Here is a 19,983-nt window from a genome sequence, read left to right on the forward strand (position 1 = left end):
TGTGTGAAGTGTGAGTCCAGGGGCCGATGGTGAGCGTCGCTCGACGCTAATCAACCATCACATGAATGGCCCCGGCCGCTGACAGTCCGGAACCCCGCTGGTCGAGTTCGACCAGGCGCAGGGTGCTCGCGCGTGCGCGCGGCGCTGTTCTCGTGCGAGAACACAGAAAGACACGCAATGCCGAAGAACAAGAAGCCCCGCGGCGGACGCCCGTCCGCGAACTTCGAGCCGCGCTACGGCGCGAAGAAGACCTCCTTCCACGATCGTCACAACGGCGGCCCCGCCCGTGACGGTGCGCGCGATGAGCGCGGTGGACGAGCGGATGCCGGCGATCGCCGCACCGCTCCTGCCGCAGGCGGTTACGACCGTCGCCCCGGCAGCCGCAGCGCCGGCCACCGCGGCTACCGTCCGGCCGAAGCCGAGTCGGGTGCGCCCAAGCAGCGCTGGGGTGCGTCTGAGCGCGCCGGCCGCGACGAGGCCCGCGGCATCCGCAACCGCGCGGAGTCCGGGCGTCGTGAGGCCCCGCATCACCGCAACGACGAGCGCTCCGAGCGCCCCCGTTTCAACGACCGGCCCACCGCCGGCGGACGCTTCGGCGACCGCCCGCGTCGGGACGATCTCGGCGGACAGCGTCCGACCGGACCCGGCACCTACCGCGACGAGCGCGGCGGCGACCGCCCCCGGTTCGAGCGCGATGACCGCGCGCGTCGTGACGACCGCGGTGCCGGCACCCAGCGTCAGGGCTTCCGCGACAACGACCACCGCGATGGTGGGCGTCCGGGTCGCGACGATCGACGTGGCGCCGAGCGTCCCCGCTTCGGCAACGACCGTGGTGCCGAGCGTGCGCGGTTCGACCGCGACGAGCGTCCGCGTCGCGACGACCGTGCCGGTGACCGGACCCGGTCGAACGACCGCGGCGCCGCGCGCCCTGAGCGCTCATTCGACGCCGACCGTGCACGTCGTGCCTTCGACCGCGACCGCACACAGCGTTCGTACGAGGGCGGCCGCGACGAGCGTTCGCGTCCGTCGACCGGCGGCGCCTACCGCACCGAGCGCCCGCGCCCGCTGACCTCCGACACCCGGGGGCGTCCGGCGCGCAACGAGCGTCCGAGCCGCAACGATTGGAACGCCACCAGCCGTCCGGCCTCGACCGGAGCGAAGTTCGCACCGGGTGACGATGTCGTGCACGAGCGCCTCGAGGCGAAGTCCGTCGCCGCCGTCGAGGTCGATGGCGTGACCTTCGGCGACCTCGGACTCGGATCGAACATCGTCGAGACCCTGGTCGGCATGGGGGCGGCCACGCCGTTCCCGATCCAGGCCGCCAGCATCCCGGCCGTGCTCGCAGGGCGTGACGTCCTCGCCCGCGGCCGCACCGGCTCCGGCAAGACCATCGCCTTCGGTGCTCCGCTCGTCGAGCGCGTGCTGCAGTCTCAGGCCGGCAAGCGCCGTGAGTTCGGACGGTCGCCGCGTGCGATCATCCTCGCTCCGACGCGCGAGCTCGCGCTGCAGATCGACCGCACGATCCAGCCGATCGCCCGCAGCGTCGGCCTGTTCACCACGCAGATCTACGGTGGTGTGCCGCAGGGACGCCAGGTGGGCGCGCTCAAGAAGGGCGTCGACATCGTGATCGGGACCCCCGGTCGTGTCGAGGACCTCATCAACCAGGGCAAGCTCGACCTCTCGGACTGCCGCATCGCGGTGCTCGACGAGGCCGACCACATGTGCGAGCTCGGGTTCGTCGAGCCGGTGCAGCGCATTCTGCGTCACACCGCCGACGGCAGCCAGAAGCTGCTCTTCTCGGCCACGCTCGACCGTGAGGTCGCGGCTCTCGTCGACGAGTTCCTCGTCGACCCGGCCGTGTACGAGGTCGCCGGAGAAGACCAGGACTCCAGCACGATCGAGCACCGCGTGCTCGTGATCGAGCACCGCGACAAGGCTGATATCCTCACCTCGCTCGTCGACCGCGACGGCAAGACGCTGGTCTTCGCCCGCACCCGCGCCTATGCCGACATGCTCGCCGAGCAGTTCGACGACGCCGGCATCCCGGCCGTCTCGCTGCACGGTGACCTGAACCAGGCCAAGCGCACGCGCAACCTGGAGCGTCTGACGTCCGGACGCGTGAACGTGCTCGTCGCCACCGACGTCGCCGCCCGCGGCATCCACGTCGACGACATCGACCTGGTCGTCCAGGCCGATGCGCCCGACGAGTACAAGACGTACCTGCACCGCTCGGGTCGCACCGGCCGCGCGGGTCGTTCCGGCCGTGTCGTCACGCTGATCACGCGTCAGCGCCAGCGTCGCATGACCGAGCTGCTCGACCGTGCCGAGATCGACGCGCCGTTCGAGAACGCCCGTCTCGACGACGACGTGATCGAGGAGATCGCCGGTCGCGTGCCGACCGCGGCCGATCTGACCGCCTGAGTCATCTCGCCGAAGGCCCTGTCCCGCTTCCGCGGGGCGGGGCCTTTCGCATGTCGTCGGTCAGGAGAGCCCGTACACGTGCACGGTGGAGGTGAGGTTCGTGCCGTTGAGGTCGAGGTAGATCACGCTCTCGGTCACCGTGAGGGTCATGGTGTTGCGGCGCTCGATCAGCCCGGCCGCGCTGTCGATGAAGCCGGGGTCGAAGCTGTGGACGCGGATGTCCTCGCGGCGGTGGATGCGCTTGTCCGTCCACGGCGCCATCACCTTGGCGGGGTCGCGGTGGGTATAGACCACGGTGCGCTCGGCGAGCCTGCTGCCGTAGTGCAGGCGTTCGGCGTCGGGAGCACCGATCTCGACCCAGGCGGTGATGAGGCCGGTGAGGTCGCGCACGAGCACAGCCGGTTCCTCGGTCGAGGAGATGCTGCCGCCGAAGGCGATGCCCTCGGCGAACTCGAGCCCGTAGGCGAGCACGCGCGTGAGCATGTAGGCATCGGTCTCGGACGGATGCCGCGCCACCCGCAGTGAGTAGTCCTCGTAGACGCCGCGATCGGTGTCAGCGAGCTGCACCTCGAATGTGTGGACTGTGGAACCGATCGCCATGATCCCCGAGCCTACGCGGCTGCGGGATGCGCGCTCGACCGTCGGGTCAGAAGAGCATCGGCTGCGCGGGTGACGCCTCGGATCGTGCGCTGGGTGTGAAGCGCACCGTCGCGGCGGTCGACACCGTCGTCTGCACGTGCCCCTGCCCCGGGCGGAACCCGCGGCGGGAGTAGTCGTCTTCGTGGCGGCCGTCGAGGCCGTGCATGCGGATCAGCGGACGAGTGCGTTTGGCGAGCCACTGTCGGTACCCCTTCGGGGCCTCGGCTGACGCTCCCGGGTACAGCCCGCGGTAAGACGACACCAGGTCGGGCCGCGCCTCGCCGAGCCACTCGAAGAACCACGGCTTCACGCCAGGACGCAGGTGCAGAGCTCCGTAGATGACGGCGCGCGCCCCGGCCTCCTTGATGCGCACGAGGGCACTGTCGATCGCGGCGAGCGAGTCGGTCATGTGCGGCATGATCGGCATGAGGAACACGGTCACGGGGAACCCGGCATCCGCCAGCGCCCGCACGGTGTCGAGTCGCGCCTGAGTCGTCGGGGCTCCGGGCTCGATCGCCTTCTGCAGTTCGTCGTCGTACATCGCGATCGACATCTGCACATCGATCGGCACCCGATTCGCGGCCTTCACGAGCAGCGGGATGTCCCGGCGGATCAGCGTCCCCTTCGTGAGGATGGAGATCGGAGTGCCGGACGCGGCGAGGGCCTCGATGATGCCCGGCATGAGCTTGTACCGGCCCTCGGCCCGCTGGTACGGGTCGGTGTTGGTGCCGAGGGCGACGGTCTCGTGCTGCCAGCTGCCGCGCCGCAGCTCCTTCTCGAGCACCTCCACCACGTTGACCTTGACGACGATCTGCGAGTCGAAGTCGGCCCCGCCGTCGAGGTCGAGGTACTCGTGGGTTCCGCGGGCGAAGCAATACACGCAGGCATGCGAACACCCCCGATAGGGATTGATCGTCCAGGCGAAGGGCATGCGCGAGGCGCCGGGCACATGATTCAGCGCCGACTTCGACAGCACCTCGTGGAACGTCATCCCGGCGAACTCGGGAGTCGTCACCGAGCGCAGGACGCTCGATCGGTCTTCGAGGCCGGGCAGCGCCGCCGCATCCGTCTCGCCGAGCTTCTGTCCCTGCCACCTCATTCGACAATTCGAACAGAAAGACGATGTTAACGCAAGCGACTCTGCGACATATCTTCGAATGAGAAGATGGATCAATGCCCTTCCTGCCGCACCCTCAGCATGCGGCACCGCGGTCCCCGATCCGCGGACCCGCATTGCCGATCGGTGTCGCCGTGACCGCGATCGGGGTCCTGTTGTCGATCGGTTCCGGTCCGGTGCCGTCCTCAGGCGCCGACTCGATGCCGGTGCCGGTCGCGGTCATGCAGGTCCCGCCGGTCAAGGTCGCCGCGACGACGGCGGCCGACCCCTGCGCAGAGTCCTCGGTGCAGCAGGCGATCGCGAACGGCGATGACGCGGCGACGATCGCGGCGTTCGGGGGTGGCGTGGCCTTCCGTGAGGCCGTCGTCGCGGGTAACGCTCCCTGCATCTCGCTCCACGATCCGGCGCGGCTGTGGGTCGTGGTGAACAAGTCGTCGCCGCTGAACCCGCCAGAGTACGAGCCGACGGACCTCGCCTCGGTGCCGCTGCAGATGACGACGCCGTCCGGGCGCGTGCGTACCGACGTGGCCGCTGCCGTCGGCGAGATGGCGGACGCGGCGGTCGCTGCCGGTGTCGGGCGGATCGGCGCGAACAACGGATACCGCTCCTACGGCCTGCAGGTGACGACCTACGGTTCGCACGTGCGATCGCAGGGGCAGGCGGAGGCGGATGCCGGCTCGGCGCGTCCGGGCCACAGCGAGCACCAGACGGGTCTCGCGCTCGACGTGGTCGCGTGCGGGACGGGCTGCGGCGGCCTCGACGGCTTCGGCGCCACGGCGCAGAGCGACTGGGTCGCGGCGCACGCCTGGGAGTACGGATTCATCGTGCGCTACGAGCAGGTCGGCACCCCGGTCACGGGGTACGCGCCGGAGCCGTGGCACCTCCGCTACGTCGGCGTCGACCTCGCCGCCGCCTATCACGAGGGCGGATTCCACACGCTCGAGGAGTTCTTCGCGCTGCCGGCCGCCCCCGACTACGCGCACTGAATCGGCGCGGAACGCCGCGGTTGCGGCATCCGACAACCGCGGTACCCAGTGTCACGATTTATGGGATGCATTCTCACAACGTCCTGTCCTGGACCGGTCGTGCGACGTAGAATCGCCGGAGCAACGATGCATGAGACGTTCAGGAGGACGGCATGGAACGCGACATCTACGACGAGGATCACGAGGCATTCCGGGACCTGGTCAAGGACTTCGTCAAGCGCCACGTGACGGGCGAAGCTATCGAGCGGTGGGACGCCGCGGGGGAGATCGACCGGGCGACGATGCTGGCCGCCGGCGAGGCGGGTCTGATCGGCCTGTCGGTCCCGGAGGAGTTCGGTGGCGCCGGCATGCTGCAGGACTACCGCTTCCGCACGATCGTGATGGAGGAGGTCATCGCCTCCGGCGCCGGTTCGCTGGCCGGTGCCTTCGGCATCCAAGACGACCTGGCAGTGCCCTACCTCGTGCACATGGGAACGCAGGAGCAGAAGGAGAAGTGGCTGCCCCGCATGGCCACGGGTGAGGTGCTCGGCGCGCTCGCCATGACCGACCCGGGTGCGGGTTCGGATCTGCGTGGCATCAAGACCAACGCCAAGAAGGTCGACGGCGGCTACATCCTCAACGGCGCGAAGACGTTCATCTCCTCCGGTACGACGGCCGACGTCGTCGTGACCTTCGTCAAGACCGGTGAGGGCAACCGTCCCGACGCCTTCAGCCTGCTGCTCGTGGAGAAGGGCATGGAGGGCTTCGACCAGGGCAAGAAGCTCAGCAAGATGGGCTTCCACGGCTGGGACACGGCCGAGCTCAGCTTCACCGACGTGTTCGTCCCCGACGAGAACCTCATCAGCGGCAAAGAGGGCCAGGGCTTCATCCAGCTGATGCTGAACCTGCCGCTCGAGCGTCTCTCGATCGGCGTCGCCGCCGCCGCAGCCGCGCAGGCTGCCCTCGACTGGACCGTCGCCTACACGAAGGACCGCGAAGCGTTCGGCGAGCGCATCGCCGACTTCCAGAACACCCGCTTCCGGCTCGCCGACATGGCCGCGACCACGGACGCGATGTGGGCGTACATCGACCGCGCATTGCTCGCCTACAAGAACAGCACGCTCACCGCCGAGGACGCCGCGAAGGTCAAGTTCTGGGCTACCGAGCGCGAGTGGGAGGTGCTCGACACGGGCGTGCAGCTGCATGGCGGTTACGGCTACATCATGGAGTACCCGATCGCCCGCGCCTTCACCGATGCTCGCGTGCACCGCATCTACGGCGGCACGAACGAGATCATGCGCGATCTCGTCGGCCGTCAGATCGTCGGCAAGCGCTGACGTCACCTGCGCAGAAGAGGCCCCGGATGCGACATCCGGGGCCTCTTCCCGTCCTTGGTCTATTGCCGGACCTCGGTGCCACCGGGCATCCGGAGCGACGCATGCCCGGCGGCTGACCCGGTGCTCGGTCTTCACGACATGCTGGTCGTACCGGTATTCAATAGAACATAACTTCGAATGTCGAGACGGTTCGCGGTAGAATCGAGTATGTCGAAATTGACCGCGTTGCACGAGGCGATGTCACGCCTCGATGAGGCGTGGTCAGATGCCGGTGACTCCGGGGAGCTGTCCCGCGAGCAGCTGATCGAGGTGAGCGCGTCCATCGGGGTGCTGCGGCGTCGGTTGGATGCCGTGCATGTGTCGGTGGCGGCGTGCATCTCCCGCGAGTCACGTCCAGAGCTCGGGGCGGAGAGTCTGGCCAAGCAGCAGGGCTACCGCAACCCGGCGACGTTGATCGCGGCAGCCACGGGGGTGTCGACCGGTGATGCGTCGCGTCTCGTCAAGGTGGGAGAAGCGACGGCGCCCCGGAGCGACCTTCTGGGTGCGCGTCTGCCGGCGAAGTATCCGCTGGTGAGCCAGGCGCTGGATTCTGGGGCGCTCGGCGCTCCCGCCGCCGCGATGATCATCGGGTTGCTCGATCGTTGTCGGATCGCCACGGGGGTGGAGCGTGTCGTCGAAGCCGAGCGCATGCTGGCGGAGAAGGTGGCAGGTCTGGCGCTCGACGATGTGCGAAAGCTCGTGGTCCGTGCAGAAGCATGGCTCGATCCGGATGGTCTGGAGCCTCGGGAGGAAGAGCGCCGCGGCAGGCGCGCGCTGACACTGTTCGAGCGTGAGGGAATGGTGCATCTGAACGCGGTGCTCGATGTCGAGACCGCTGCGGAGGCGCCCGATGCGGATCGGCGGACGGTGCCGATGATCCAGGCCGATGCTCTCGCGGTGTTCTGCGCGCACGTGCTCGGGTGCGAACAGCGGGTGCCGGTCGCCGGTGCGACGGTGATCGTGCGGATGAACCTCGACGATCTGGAGGCCGGCACGGGGTCGGCGACCGTGGACGGGGTCGATCAGCCGGTCAGCGTCGGGGCCGCGCGGCGGATGGCGGCCGGGGGTGGCGTGATCCCGTGTGTTCTCGGCGGAGACAGCGAGATCCTCGATTGGGGACGGGAGAAGCGGTTGTTCACCCGGGCGCAACGGCTGGCGCTGGTGGAGCGTGATGGGGGATGCGCGATGTGCGGGTTGCCGCCGGAGATGACGAAGGTGCACCACATTCGATGGTGGAGACGAGACCACGGGCCGACCGATCTCTCCAACGGGGTGCTGCTGTGCGAAACGTGTCACCATCGCATCCACGACAACGGGTGGCAGATCCGCATCGATACTGCCGGGAGCGGGAGCGGGAGCGGGAGCGGGAGCGGGAGCGGGAGCGGTGCGGCGGGGCGGGTGTGGTTCATTCCGCCGCGATACGTCGACTCTGCGCGAACCCCGAGGCTCGGAGGCCGCGCACGCTTCGACATCGCGGCCTGACCACGTCGCTGCCTGACCACGTCGCTGCCTGACGACGTCGCGGCTCGACGTCACGGCCCGGCGATGTCACCGCCCGGCGTGTGCGGCTGCGCTCTCGCGGTTCAGCGGTGCCTGCCGATTCCCGCCCTGCGGAGACGGTCGGCGATCAGGATGCCGAGGGCCGTGCCACCGACGCAGCTGGCGATCGCCACGACGAAGAAGGCGATCTGGGCGAAGAGAGACATGGACCCGAGGTCGAACCACGCCCACGCCGAGATCGGATACACGATGCCCACGATGACGGCACCGAGGTAGTGCATCCAGGTGCCCCAGTAGCGCCAGAGCACGAACAGGAACGGCAGCTCCGTGAAGGCCGCCCACCAGAGATTGGTCAGCACGGTGCTGAAACCGTATCCGGAGAACGGCACCATCACGAGACCGGCGATCAGCGCGACGAGCAGTCCGACGAGCGGACGATGCAGCAGCCGCAGCGCGATCACCGATGGCAGCAGCCAGAGACCGGCGAGCGCCATGCCCACGAACGGGAGCGGCCCGGTCAGCACGGTCGAGAACCAGTTCATCGGTGCGAGAAGCACCGCTCCCGCCACACCGAGCGCCGCACAGGTCAGCAGGATGACGGTGGGGAAGCGGAATCGTCCGCCGGTGCGGGGCGACCGGCCCGCGGCATCCGCGCTCATGCCAGGGGCTCCGCCGCGGCCTCGCGAGCGGCCTTCGACGCGGGGGAGGCTGCACCGACCCGCCAGTACCCGCAGAAGCTCACCGCATTCTTGTCCACCCCGCGCTCACCGACGAGGTGCTTGCGGGCGCCGGAGGCGAGCGCCTGCTCGCCCGCCGCATAGGCGTGGAACGGAGCCTCCGGCAGGGTGGTGCGGGCGAGCGCGTCCAGAGCGAGCGAGCCGGGAGCGACGCCGTGCGGTCGCACGATCCGCACGACCTCGATACCCGAGGGATGCGCGAACTCCAGCGCATCCTCCTCGCTCGGCGTCTCCACGATCGCGGTACCGATGGCGCCAGCGGGAAGCGAGGCACAGATTGAGGCGATCGCGGGCAGGGCGGTCTCATCGCCGACGAGCACGACGCGATCCACGCCGCGCTGCGGATTGAACGTGAGCCCCTCGTCGATGATCAGAACATGCTCGCCCGGCCGGCAGGTCTCGGCCCACCGCGAGGCCGGTCCGGCGGTACCGTCGGCCGCCGATCCGTGCAGCACGAAGTCCACGTCGATCTCGGCGCCGGCATCCGCGGTCGCCGGGCGGAATGCCCGCACGCTGTAGTTGCGCATCACCGGACGCTCGCCGTCGGGGATGCGCAGGAACTTCAGATACCCGAACACCTTGTTCGCCTTCGCCGGCACCCGCTCCAGGCCCGCATCACCCCCGATCGGGAGGAACAGCCGGAACCACTGGTCGAACCCCATCGGACGGAACTTCTCGATCTCGCCGCCGCCGAGCGTCACACGGATCCAGTGCGTCGACAGCCGTCGCGTGCGCAGGACGACCAGCTGGATGAGATCGGCCGACTCGGGTTTGACCATCTTGCTGTAGGCCACGATGCGCCTTTCAGGGAAGCTGCCAGGGGAAGGACACGACGAAGATCGCCGCCGACGCCAGCAGGGTCGCGACGGTGAAGACGGTGTCCCGTGTGCGGAACGGGACGAGGTGTCGTTCGGTGCGCGTCGAGTGCGCACCGAATGCACGCGAGTCCATCGCCAGTGCCACGCGCTCTGCGTGACGGATGGCCCCGGCCAGCAGCGGCACGATGTACCCCCACCCCCGAGCGATGCGCGCGAAGGGTCCGCGTCCGCCGTGGTACCCGCGCACCCGATGAGCGGCCCTGATCACCGACAGCTCATGGCCGAACCGCGGCACGAACCGGAACGCGGCCAGGGCCGTGTAGCCGATGCGGTAGGGGACACGCAGCTGCTGCACACTGGCCCTCACGAGATCGGGGCCGCTGGTGGTGAGCCCGCCGACGAGCGCGAGCGCGATGATGGAGCCGAGCCGCAGCGCGGTCGCGAAACCGATCAGCAGGGCTCCGCTGTAGAGCGTCCAGTCCCCGATCTGCAGGACGGGGGCACTGCCGGCGACGAGGCCGGCATCGACCCACAGCGAGAAGCCGACACCGATCAGAAGCATGCCGGCGGGGAGCCCGAGCAGCAGCAGGGCGAGGAGTCTGCACGTCAGGCGTGCGCCGACCAGGATCAGGGCGTAGGCGAGCACCAGGAAGGCCACGGGGGTGGCCAGATCCCGCACGAAGACCAGCAGCACCATCGCCGGCGCGAATCCGGCGATCTTCGCGAGCGGGTTCAGCGCGTACAGGAACTGTCGCCGCGATGTCGCCGTCATCCGTGCGTAGGGATCGAACGTCGCCGTGGTCACGAGGTGGCTCCGAGCCCGGCGGAGGTCAGCACGCGCTGCAGGGCCGGCAGGCGCAGTCCCGCGGCGGGGAACAGCTGCTCGTCCTGCAGAAGAGCGGCGGTGGGTCCGACCGCCCGCACCCGACCATCGGCGAGGACGACGACATGAGTGGTGTGCTCGGCCACGAGCTGGAGGTCATGCGTGACGATCACGATCGTCGTCCCCTCCGCACGCAGGTTCTGCAGCAGATCGAGCAGCTCGGCGGCCCTGGCGCGGTCCTGTCCGAAGGTGGGCTCGTCGAGCGCCAGCACGCGCGGACGGGTGATCAGCGCGGTACCCACCGACAGTCGCCGCTTCTCGCCGCCGGAGAGCAGGAACGGATGCACATCCGCCTTGTGCTCCAGCCCGAAGCGGGTGAGCATCTCGTCGACGCGGGTCGAGACCTCGGCATCCGGCACGTGGCGCAGTCGCAGACCGTGGGCCAGCTCGTCGAAGACCGTCGCCGCGATGAACTGGTGCTCCGGATTCTGGAACACGAACCCGATGCGTGCGGCGAGGTCGCGCGGAGACGCGGCCCCCGCGTCGACGCCGTCCACGGACACCTGACCGCGCGGCGGGGGGACGACGCCGGCGAGCGCCTGGATCAGCGTGGTCTTGCCCGCACCGTTCGCCCCGACGATGGCCGTGAGGCTGCCGGCCTCGAGGTCGAGGTCGATCCCGTGCAGGATCTCGGTCCGGCGACGGCGCACGGTCAGCCCGCGGGCGCGGATGATCGGCGGCGCCTGGCGTCTCGTCTCGCCGTCGCTCTCGTCGCTCAGCGGCCCGGAACCTCCGGCGCCGGGCGGCCGGGCGGAGCGGGAGGAGACTCCCTCGCGCTCGAGCGCGGCAGCGAGCTCCTGCGGCGACAGCGGCAGCGGGTCGAGGGAGATCCCCTGACCCCGAAGGCGCAGCGCAGCCAGGGTGGCGCCGGGAAGCCACACGCCCATCCCTACCAGCTCATCGGCATGCTCGCGGATGACCTCGGCGGTCGGTCCGTCGAAGGCGACGCGACCTTCGCGGTCGAGCACGATCGCACGCGTGACGAACGCCATCGCCGCGTCGAGGTTGTGCTCCACGAGCAGAATGGCGCGGTCTCCGGCGGCGACGACCTCCGCCAGGGCGGCGTACACGTCGTCGATGCCCTGGGGGTCGAGGTTGGCCGTCGGCTCGTCGAGCACGATCAGCGCCGATCCCATCGCGAGAGCGCCCGCGATCGCGAGTCTCTGCCGCCCTCCACCGGAGAGATGGTCGGGGTTCTCATCGCGCCGATCCCAGAGGCCAACCCGTCGCAGCGCCTGTCCGACGCGACTCTCGACGACATCCAGCGGGAGCAGCAGGTTCTCGGGGCCGAATGCGACCTCGTCGTAGACGCTTCCGGTGACCATCTGCGCATCGGGGTCCTGGAAGACCATCGCGACCTGTGTGCTCAGCGCGGCCGTCTGCGCGCTCGCGGTGTCGATCCCGCCCGCCTCGACCGTGCCGACCATGCGCGCGGGGAGTGCGTGGGGGATCAGGCCGTTCAGCGCGAGGGTGAGCGTCGACTTGCCGGAACCGGATGGTCCGAGCAGGAGCACGACTTCGCCCGCCTCGATGTCGAAGGTCACATCGCGTGGTGAGGGGTGCACCGCATCGGCGTGGGTGAGCGAGAGCTCACGCACGCGGAGCAGGGGCGCGGATGGGCGCACGGTGGAGTCCCGGGTCGGTGGATCGTACCCCTCTAACTTAGCTGAGCCTTACCTGATAATCCATGCGCGCAGAAGCCCTCTTCGGGATGACAGCGGTCATCCCGAAGGCGGACGCGCGGCACCCGCACGCAGGGCATCGTCGTAGAGGCGTCATTCTGTGCGCCGAACGGAACAAGGGGAGAACCGTGCGAGAAGACACGAACACGATCGCGATCGCGAAGCCGCAGGAGAGCGGACGCGTGCCGACGCGCCGCGATGGCGGGACAGGATCCCAGGGCGAGCTCGGCCGTATGGTCGGCATCGACTTCGCCCGGTTCCTGGCGATCATCGGCATGTTCTGCGCGCACCTCCTCCCGCCGGCCGGCATGCCGGGCCACATCTCGTGGCTGTCGAGCATCGTCGACGGGAACGCGTCGACGCTGTTCGCGGTCGTGGGCGGGATCAGCGTGGTCCTGGCGACCCGTTCCTACCTCGAGAGAGGCCACATCGCGGCGGCCCGGTGGGCGATGGCTGTGCGCGGTCTCCTCGTCATCGCGATCGGGGCCACGCTCGCCCAGGCGCCGGGGAGCATCGTCGTCGTCCTCGTCTACTTCGGGGTGGCGATGCTGGGCAGCATCCCGTTCCTGCGGATGGGTGCGAAGGGACTGCTCGTGTGGGCAGGAGTCCTGGCGGTCGTCGGCCCCATCCTCAACGCCCAGCTGCGAGGGATGATCGGCGTCGTCGGAGAGGGCGGCGGTGTGAGCTGGCCGCAGTGGGGAGAGCCCCTGGTGGCTCTGCGCGCGGTCTTCGTCACCGGGACATACCCCGTCATCACCTGGATCGTCTACGTGCTCGTGGGCATGGCCGTGGCGAAGCTGCTGATCGGCGCACGCCGGAATGCGGCGGAGCCCCGTCTCCTCGCCTGGATGGCCGGAGTCGGCGCTCTTCTCGCCGTGCTCGCGGTGTCGGCCAGCGCCCTGGTCTACGGTCTCTTCGGGCGCGCTGCGGTGATCGCGACGATGCCGGTGGAGTCCGCCGAGGCGATCGACGGCCTGATCGGATCCCCGGGCTTCGGCGCACCGCTCTCCCCGGAGTGGTGGGCGCTCGCGCTACAGACTCCGCACACGGGAACGACCCTCGACATCCTGCGCGGCGTCGGCATCGCCCTCTTCGTCATCGCGAGCATGCTGTTCCTCGCCGGCGTCCTCCCGAAGGCCGTCCTCCGTGTGCTGGAGCCGATCAGGGCGGCGGGAGCCGCACCGCTCACGGTCTACACGCTCCACGTCCTCGCGGCGGCTGCCGCGACCGTCGCGCTGGCGTCCGTCGGTCAGATCGACGCGCCGGCCGACATCCCGTGGTGGTATCTCGGGCCGGGGATCCTCGGGGTCCACATCCTGGGGGCGCTCGTCATCGGCGCGATCCTGGCCGCGCTGCAGCGTCGTGGTCCGCTCGAAGCGCTCGTGAGCTCGATCTCGGGCGCGGTCGCGAGACGGCTGGGAGCGGTGGCTACCGGCGGGCGACGCCGGCGCGACTGAGCGCCGAGCCGATCGCGAGGCCGACAGCGGTCCACGCGATGGGCCCGAGCACGGAGATCGCGAGGTACAGCAGCTGCGCCCACAGCGGCATCACCGAGAGGTGAGCGGCGAAGAACACCACGACCGCGACGAAGACGCCGATGATCGCCGCTGAGAGGAAGAAGCGCCACGGTCCCCAGGAGCGATAGCGGGTGAGCGCGGCCACCCCCTCCTGGATCAGGCCGAACAGCAGAGCGGTGCCGATGAAGCGCAGCGCCCAGGCGGGGTTGAAAGCGCTCGCGATCAGGGCGGCGAACACATGGGTGATGAGCGCGACGAGCGGAAGTCGCAGCACCTCCTGCGCGATGATCCCCGGCAGCACGTGCGAACCGAGCACGAGGCCGTAGAGGAACAGCAGCGGACTGGCCAGTAGGACGGGTGTCACCCAGCCGGCGATGCCCGCGAGGATGCCCGTCGCGACACCGATCGCCGCGCAGACGAGCAGTACGCGGGTCGACAGGACGGAGGTGCGGGCCACCTCTCCAGCTTACTGTCGACCTATCGGGAGGGCGGCCGTGGATAACCCTGGTCGATCGGCGAATGCGGGTTGGTCGATCGGCCAGATCTCGCGTCGATCGCCGAGAGCCGGACTATGTTGGCCGCGGTGCAGCAACGCGGCTGCGCCGTGATCATCGGGAGCACCACATGGGTCGAACACCCCTCCGGATGGCAGCCGCCACCACCCTGGCCACGCTGTTCATCGCATCGACGGCAACCACCGGCTACGCCGCGACGGAGGAGGTGACGCACCCTGTCCCCGTCGCAGGCACCCCCGGGCACTACATCGTGGTGATGAAGTCGGATCCGCTCGCCACCTACGAAGGCGACGTCAAGGGTCTGAAGGCCACCAAGCCCGCCGAAGGCGAGCAGCTGGAGACGCAGTCGCAGGATTCGCAGCGCTATGTCGAGCATCTGCAGACCGAGCAGACCGACCTCGTCAGCGACATCGGCGTCACCCCCGACACCACCTACCAGGTGGTGCTGAACGGCTTCAGCGCCGACCTCAGCGGCGAACAGGTCGACGCGCTTCGTGCGTCGAAGGACGTCATCGGGGTGTACCCGGATGAGATCCGTCACCCCGATGCGCAGACGTCGACCGACTACCTCGGGCTCGGCGACGACCGCAAGGGCCGCGGCGGCGTGTGGCAGCAGACCGGAGGGGTCGAGAAAGCCGGAGAGGGCGTCGTCGTCGGCGTGATCGACACCGGCATCGCCCCCGAGCACCCCTCGTTCGAGGGCAAGAAGATCAAGAAGCAGAAGAAGCAGCACAACCGCAACAAGGGCGCTCAGCCCTACACCGACGGCACCTACGTCTACTTCGACAAGTCGGATGGCGGGCAGTTCCAGGCCGCGATGGTCGAGGGCCAGGACTGGGACAACAGCGACTACTCGTCGAAGCTCATCGGCGGACAGTACTTCTACGCCGGAGCCGAGGCGGCCGGTTTCGATTTCCAGTATGACTACCTCTCGCCGCGTGACGGCGACGGCCACGGCTCCCATACCGCGAGCACCGCGGCGGGCAACTTCAAGGTCAAGGCCAGCATCGAGAACGTCGACTTCGGCACGATCTCGGGAGTCGCGCCCGCGGCGAAGATCTCGGCCTACAAGGCCTGCTACGTCGGTCCAGACACGACGGTGACCACGGATGACATCTGCGCGCAGAGCGACCTGATCGCCGCGATCGACCAGGCCGTCGCCGACGGCGTCGACGTGATCAACTACTCCATCGGCGGAGGCGCCGCGAGCACCGTGATGGCTCCGGAGGACCTCGCGTTCTTCAACGCCGCAGCCGCGGGCGTCTTCGTCGCGACGAGCGCCGGCAACGACGGTCCCGACCCGGTCACGGCCGATCACGCATCGCCCTGGTACACGACGGTCGCCGCCTCCACCATCCCCACCTGGGAAGGCACCGTGCAGTTCGACGGATTCGCGCAGGCCGGAGCCTCGGTGAGCGTGCCGTTCGGGCAGGAGGTCACCGGTCCGTCGATCGCCGCCGTGGACGCTGCCGCCGCAGGAGCCGCCGATCCGCAGCTCTGCCTGCCCGGCACCCTCGACCCCGCGAAGGTCGCCGGCCACATCGTGGTCTGCGACCGCGGGGGCAACGCCCGCGCCGAGAAGTCGCAGGTGGTCAAGGACGCCGGTGGCATGGGCATGGTCCTCGTGAACGTGCCAGGGGGAGCCGACTCGCTCGACAACGACTTCCACGCCGTGCCGACCGTGCACCTGAACGCCGTGCACCGCGCCGCCGTGCTCGCGTACGTGCAGGGCGGCGTGGACCGTCCGATCACCCTCGTCGGTGAGAACACCACGGGCGTGACCACCCCGACGCCGCAGATCGCGGGATTCTCGAGCCGCGGACCGATGCTGGCCGACGGCAGCGATGTGATGAAGCCGGACGTCGCGGCTCCCGGTGTCGCGATCCTCGCGGCGACCGAGAACGCACCGGGCGAGAAGCCGACCTTCGGCATCCTCTCCGGCACGTCGATGGCGTCTCCGCACGTCGCGGGTCTCGCGGCTCTGTACCTCGGCGAGCACCCCAAGGCGACGCCGGCAGAGATCAAGTCGGCCATGATGACCACCGCCTACGACACGGTGCTGCCCGATGGATCGAAGAACAAGAACCCGTTCGAGCAGGGCGCAGGTCAGGTCGACCCGAAGCGGTACCTGAACCCGGGTCTGCTCTACCTCAACGGGGTGAAGGACTGGGCGGCGTTCCTCGACGGGAAGGGCCTGTCGGACTTCCCCGGCATCGACCCGATCGACGGCAGCGATCTGAACCAGGCGTCGATCTCGATCGGCTCGCTGACCAGCGCGCAGACCGTCACCCGCACGGTCACCTCCACCGAGAAGGGCACCTTCACCGCCAAGGCCTCCGTGCCCGGAGTGAAGATCAAGGTCACACCTCAGCAGCTCAAGTTCGACCGCCCCGGCCAGACGAAGACCTTCACGGTCACGTTCGACAACGCCAGCGCCCCGGTGGAGCAGTGGGCCACCGGCTCGCTGACCTGGACGAGTGCGAAGAACTCGGTGCGGTCGCCGATCGCGCTGTTCCCCGTCACGGCCGACGCTCCGGCGGAGGTCACGGGCACCGGCGTCGACGGCGGCACCACGGTGGACATCACCCCCGGCCTCACCGGTGATTTGGCACTCGGACTCTCGGGTCTGACGCCGTTCGAGCTGCTCGCCGACGCGGACAACCCCGTCGACGGTCACTCGGGAGACGAGAAGTCGGGCGACGCGAACAAGGACGTGTCGTGGATCGTGAACGTGCCCGAGGGGACGACGCTGTCGAGGTTCGACCTCGATTCGTCCGACGACAAGGGCAGCGACCTCGACCTCACCGTGTACCGGGTGGTGAGCCCGGACGACCTGCAGTACTACCAGCGCTGGCGCTCGGCGACCGGCTCGGCGGACGAGCAGGTCACGATCCCGTCGCCGACGGCCGGTACGTACCTCGTGGTGGCGAACATCTACTCCACGACGGGCCCGATGACGTGGGACATGACCTACGCCAACGTGCTGCCCGACGGCGAGGGCGACCTCACCGCCACGCCGAACCCGCTCGCCGCGGTCCGCGGTAAGCAGATGTCGTACGACCTCAGCTGGACCGGTCTGACCGCCGGCACGCGCTACCTCGGGCTCGTGCAGTACGGCGACTCGGATGTACGCACCGTGCTGACGGTCGACGTGCCGAAGGCGAAGGCACCGGAGGCTCCGGCACCCGAGCCTCCGGCGCCGGAGACCCCGGCACCGGAGACCCCGGCACCGGAGGCTCCGGCACCGCAGACCCCGGCACCGGAGACGAGCGCCCCGGCGACGCCCGCGCCCGAGACCCCCGCACCGGAGACCCCGGCACCGCGTGGGGAGAAGAGGGAGTAGTCCGCACGCGACACCGCACAGCACCCCGTGGTCGATGGACCGCGGGGTGCTGTGCTGCGTATGCGCATCCGTTCACCGCGTGATCCGCGCCGCTCGTCGCAGCATCCACTCGCTCGGCCCCGTGCGGCGGCATCGCTTTCCTAACGTGGGGGAACGCAACGTCGCGTATCCCGAGGAGACCTCCATGACCGCACCTTCGTCGCGCCGCCGCGACGGCGCCGGACTCGTCGACGACGAGCCCGTGATCGTCACCGATCCGAAACTCCCCTCCGTCGCCCTCAGCGAGGAGCACCACGAGAAGGCGAACCGCTGGACTCTGCCGAAGATCATCCTGTGGGCCGCGATCGCGTTGCTGGGCGCCGTCGCCTGGACCATGCTCGCGATCGTCCGCGGCGAGACCGTCAACGCGATCTGGTTCGTGTTCGCCGCGGTGTGCACGTACCTCATCGGCTATCGGTTCTACTCCAAGGTGATCGAGAAGTACATCACCCGACCCGATGACCGCAGGGCCACGCCCGCCGAGGTGAAGCAGGACGGCAAGGACTACGTCCCCACCGACCGGCGTGTGCTCTACGGCCACCACTTCGCTGCCATCGCCGGTGCCGGACCGCTCGTCGGTCCCGTGCTCGCCGCGCAGATGGGGTACCTCCCCGGCACGATCTGGATCATCGTGGGCGTGGTGCTCGCCGGCGCCGTGCAGGACTACACCGTGCTGTTCTTCTCGATGCGCCGCGGCGGACGCACGATCGGCCAGATGGCCCGTCAGGAGCTGGGCCGGATCGGCGGCACCGCCGCGATCATCGCCTCGCTGCTGATCATGCTGATCATCGTCGCGATCCTCGCCCTCGTCGTCGTCAACGCGCTGGGGGAGAGCCCGTGGGGCGTGTTCTCGGTCGCGATGACCATCCCGATCGCGCTCTTCATGGGCGTCTACCTGCGCTACCTCCGTCCCGGCAAGGTCACCGAGGTGTCGATCATCGGCTTCGTGCTGCTGATGGCCGCGATCATCGGCGGAGGATGGGTCGCCGGGACCGAGTGGGGTCAGGCGATCTTCCACCTCGACCGCACGACCATCGCCTGGGGCATCATCGTCTACGGCTTCATCGCCGCCGTGCTCCCGGTCTGGCTGCTGCTCGCCCCACGCGACTACCTGTCGACCTTCATGAAGATCGGCGTGATCGTCATGCTCGCGGGAGCCATCGTGCTCGTGCGCCCCGAGATCAGCGTCCCCGCCGTCAGCGTCTTCGGCGAGAACGGCATGGGACCGGTGTTCGCAGGACCCCTCTTCCCCTTCCTGTTCGTCACGATCGCGTGCGGGGCGCTCTCCGGGTTCCACGCGCTGATCGCGTCGGGGACCACCCCGAAACTCATCGAGAAGGAGCGTCAGACGCGCTTCATCGGCTACGGCGGCATGCTCATGGAGTCGTTCGTCGCGATCATGGCCCTCGTCGCCGCGATCTCGATCGACCAGGGCATCTACTTCGCGATGAACGCGCCGACGGCCGCGACAGGGAGCACGGTCGAGGGGGCTGTGGCCTTCGTGAACTCGCTGGGCCTGACGGGGGTGAACCTCACGCCCGAGATGCTCACCGGCACGGCAGCCGCGGTCGGCGAGGAGTCGATCGTCTCCCGCACCGGAGGGGCGCCGACGCTCGCGCTCGGCCTCGCGCACATCATGCAGCAGGCGCTCGGCGGTCAGGCGATGATGGCGTTCTGGTACCACTTCGCGATCATGTTCGAGGCGCTGTTCATCCTCACCGCCGTCGACGCCGGCACCCGCGTGGCCCGCTTCATGCTGCAGGACTCGATCGGCGCCTGGTTCCCCAAGTTCCGCGACGTCTCGTGGCGCCCCGGAGTCTGGATCTGCACCGCGATCATGGTGGCCGGCTGGGGAGCGATCCTCATCCTCGGGGTGACCGACCCGCTCGGCGGCATCAACACCTTCTTCCCGCTGTTCGGCATCGCGAACCAGCTGCTCGCCGCGATCGCGCTCGCCGTGGTGATGGCCATCGTCGCCAAGCGCGGTCGGAGCTACGTCAAGTGGCTGTGGATCATCGGGCTGCCGCTCGCGTTCACCGCGGTCGTGACCATCACGGCTTCGCTGTACAAGATCGCGTCTCCGGTTCCGGCGATCGGCTACTGGGCGAATCACTTCCGCTACGTCGCCGCCCGCGACAGCGGAGACACCTCGCTCGGTGAGCCCCAGGTGCTCGACGCCGTCATCCGCAACACCGCCGTGCAGGGCACGCTCTCGATCATCTTCGTGACCCTCGCCATCGTCGTCATGGTGGCCGCCGTGATCGTGACGATCAAGGCGATCCGCAACGGCGGCGGCGAGAACACCGAGGAGGCCCCCGTGGCCTCGCGCCGCTTCGCTCCGGCAGGGTTCCTGCCGAGCGCCGAGGAGCGCGAACTCGAGAAGCAGTGGGAGCCGCTCCTGGCCGACGAGCGCAAGGCGTCGACCCACTGA

At 69.1% G+C, this 19,983-nt stretch carries 14 protein-coding genes; 7 read left to right on the forward strand and 7 right to left on the reverse strand.

The features are described from left to right. Nucleotides 1-177: 177 nt before the first annotated feature. Nucleotides 178-2,421: a DEAD/DEAH box helicase gene (locus D514_RS36530; RefSeq protein ID WP_017831371.1), complete on the forward strand. Its 2,244-nt coding sequence runs from the start codon at nucleotides 178-180 to the stop codon at nucleotides 2,419-2,421. A gap of 60 nt (nucleotides 2,422-2,481) precedes the next feature. Here D514_RS36530 and D514_RS36535 read toward each other — a convergent pair whose 3' ends face one another. Further along, a complete protein-coding gene (locus D514_RS36535; RefSeq protein ID WP_017831372.1) occupies nucleotides 2,482-3,021 on the reverse strand; it encodes a YaeQ family protein in 540 nt (179 codons plus the stop codon). 46 nt (nucleotides 3,022-3,067) lie between these two features. Continuing rightward, nucleotides 3,068-4,159, reverse strand: a complete 1,092-nt coding sequence (locus D514_RS36540) for an Rv2578c family radical SAM protein (RefSeq protein WP_017831373.1) — start codon at nucleotides 4,157-4,159, stop codon at nucleotides 3,068-3,070. A 74-nt stretch (nucleotides 4,160-4,233) separates the two neighbouring features. On the opposite strand from D514_RS36540, the gene D514_RS36545 reads away from it, so the two are divergent. From D514_RS36545 to D514_RS36555, 3 genes are all read left to right on the forward strand, one after another. After that, the gene (locus D514_RS36545; RefSeq protein WP_017831374.1) at nucleotides 4,234-5,163 is read left to right on the forward strand and encodes a M15 family metallopeptidase; all 930 of its coding nucleotides are present in this window, start codon (nucleotides 4,234-4,236) and stop codon (nucleotides 5,161-5,163) included. 152 nt (nucleotides 5,164-5,315) lie between these two features. Beyond that, a complete protein-coding gene (locus D514_RS36550) occupies nucleotides 5,316-6,479 on the forward strand; it encodes an acyl-CoA dehydrogenase family protein (protein ID WP_017831375.1) in 1,164 nt (387 codons plus the stop codon). Nucleotides 6,480-6,686: 207 nt separating this feature from the next. Then, complete coding sequence (locus D514_RS36555; RefSeq protein ID WP_144053098.1) at nucleotides 6,687-8,000, forward strand: HNH endonuclease signature motif containing protein; 1,314 nt, start codon at nucleotides 6,687-6,689, stop codon at nucleotides 7,998-8,000. A 101-nt stretch (nucleotides 8,001-8,101) separates the two neighbouring features. On the opposite strand, the gene D514_RS36560 is transcribed toward D514_RS36555, so the two are convergent. From D514_RS36560 to D514_RS36575, 4 genes are read right to left on the reverse strand one after another with little or no spacing between them, the layout of a single operon-like run. Further along, a complete protein-coding gene (locus tag D514_RS36560; protein ID WP_017831377.1) occupies nucleotides 8,102-8,677 on the reverse strand; it encodes an ECF transporter S component in 576 nt (191 codons plus the stop codon). Further along, nucleotides 8,674-9,549, reverse strand: a complete 876-nt coding sequence (locus tag D514_RS36565; protein WP_017831378.1) for a siderophore-interacting protein — start codon at nucleotides 9,547-9,549, stop codon at nucleotides 8,674-8,676. Before D514_RS36565 ends, D514_RS36560 begins: the two co-directional genes overlap by 4 nt. Before the next feature lie 10 nt (nucleotides 9,550-9,559). After that, nucleotides 9,560-10,345, reverse strand: coding sequence for an energy-coupling factor transporter transmembrane component T (locus D514_RS36570; protein ID WP_036323926.1), 786 nt, complete (start codon nucleotides 10,343-10,345; stop codon nucleotides 9,560-9,562). 29 nt (nucleotides 10,346-10,374) lie between these two features. Then, on the reverse strand, nucleotides 10,375-12,081 hold the full coding sequence (locus tag D514_RS36575) for an ABC transporter ATP-binding protein (RefSeq protein ID WP_017831380.1): 1,707 nt from the start codon (nucleotides 12,079-12,081) through the stop codon (nucleotides 10,375-10,377). A gap of 185 nt (nucleotides 12,082-12,266) precedes the next feature. Here D514_RS36575 and D514_RS36580 point away from each other — a divergent pair, with 185 nt between their 5' ends. Continuing rightward, nucleotides 12,267-13,595, forward strand: a complete 1,329-nt coding sequence (locus tag D514_RS36580) for a heparan-alpha-glucosaminide N-acetyltransferase domain-containing protein (protein ID WP_017831381.1) — start codon at nucleotides 12,267-12,269, stop codon at nucleotides 13,593-13,595. Here the strand turns inward: D514_RS36580 and D514_RS36585 are convergent. Further along, nucleotides 13,567-14,112, reverse strand: a complete 546-nt coding sequence (locus D514_RS36585; RefSeq protein ID WP_017831382.1) for an ECF transporter S component — start codon at nucleotides 14,110-14,112, stop codon at nucleotides 13,567-13,569. The genes D514_RS36580 and D514_RS36585 overlap by 29 nt on opposite strands. Before the next feature lie 167 nt (nucleotides 14,113-14,279). Between D514_RS36585 and D514_RS0119785 the strand changes: the two genes are divergently transcribed. Together D514_RS0119785 and D514_RS36590 are read left to right on the forward strand one after the other, a co-directional pair. Further along, nucleotides 14,280-17,513 (forward strand): S8 family serine peptidase, encoded by a 3,234-nt coding sequence (locus D514_RS0119785; RefSeq protein WP_236610999.1) that lies wholly within the window; start codon nucleotides 14,280-14,282, stop codon nucleotides 17,511-17,513. A gap of 184 nt (nucleotides 17,514-17,697) precedes the next feature. After that, nucleotides 17,698-19,983 (forward strand): carbon starvation CstA family protein, encoded by a 2,286-nt coding sequence (locus tag D514_RS36590; RefSeq protein ID WP_017831383.1) that lies wholly within the window; start codon nucleotides 17,698-17,700, stop codon nucleotides 19,981-19,983.

This window comes from Microbacterium sp. UCD-TDU (genome assembly GCF_000340625.1).
Classification (GTDB): Bacteria; Actinomycetota; Actinomycetes; order Actinomycetales; family Microbacteriaceae; genus Microbacterium; species Microbacterium maritypicum.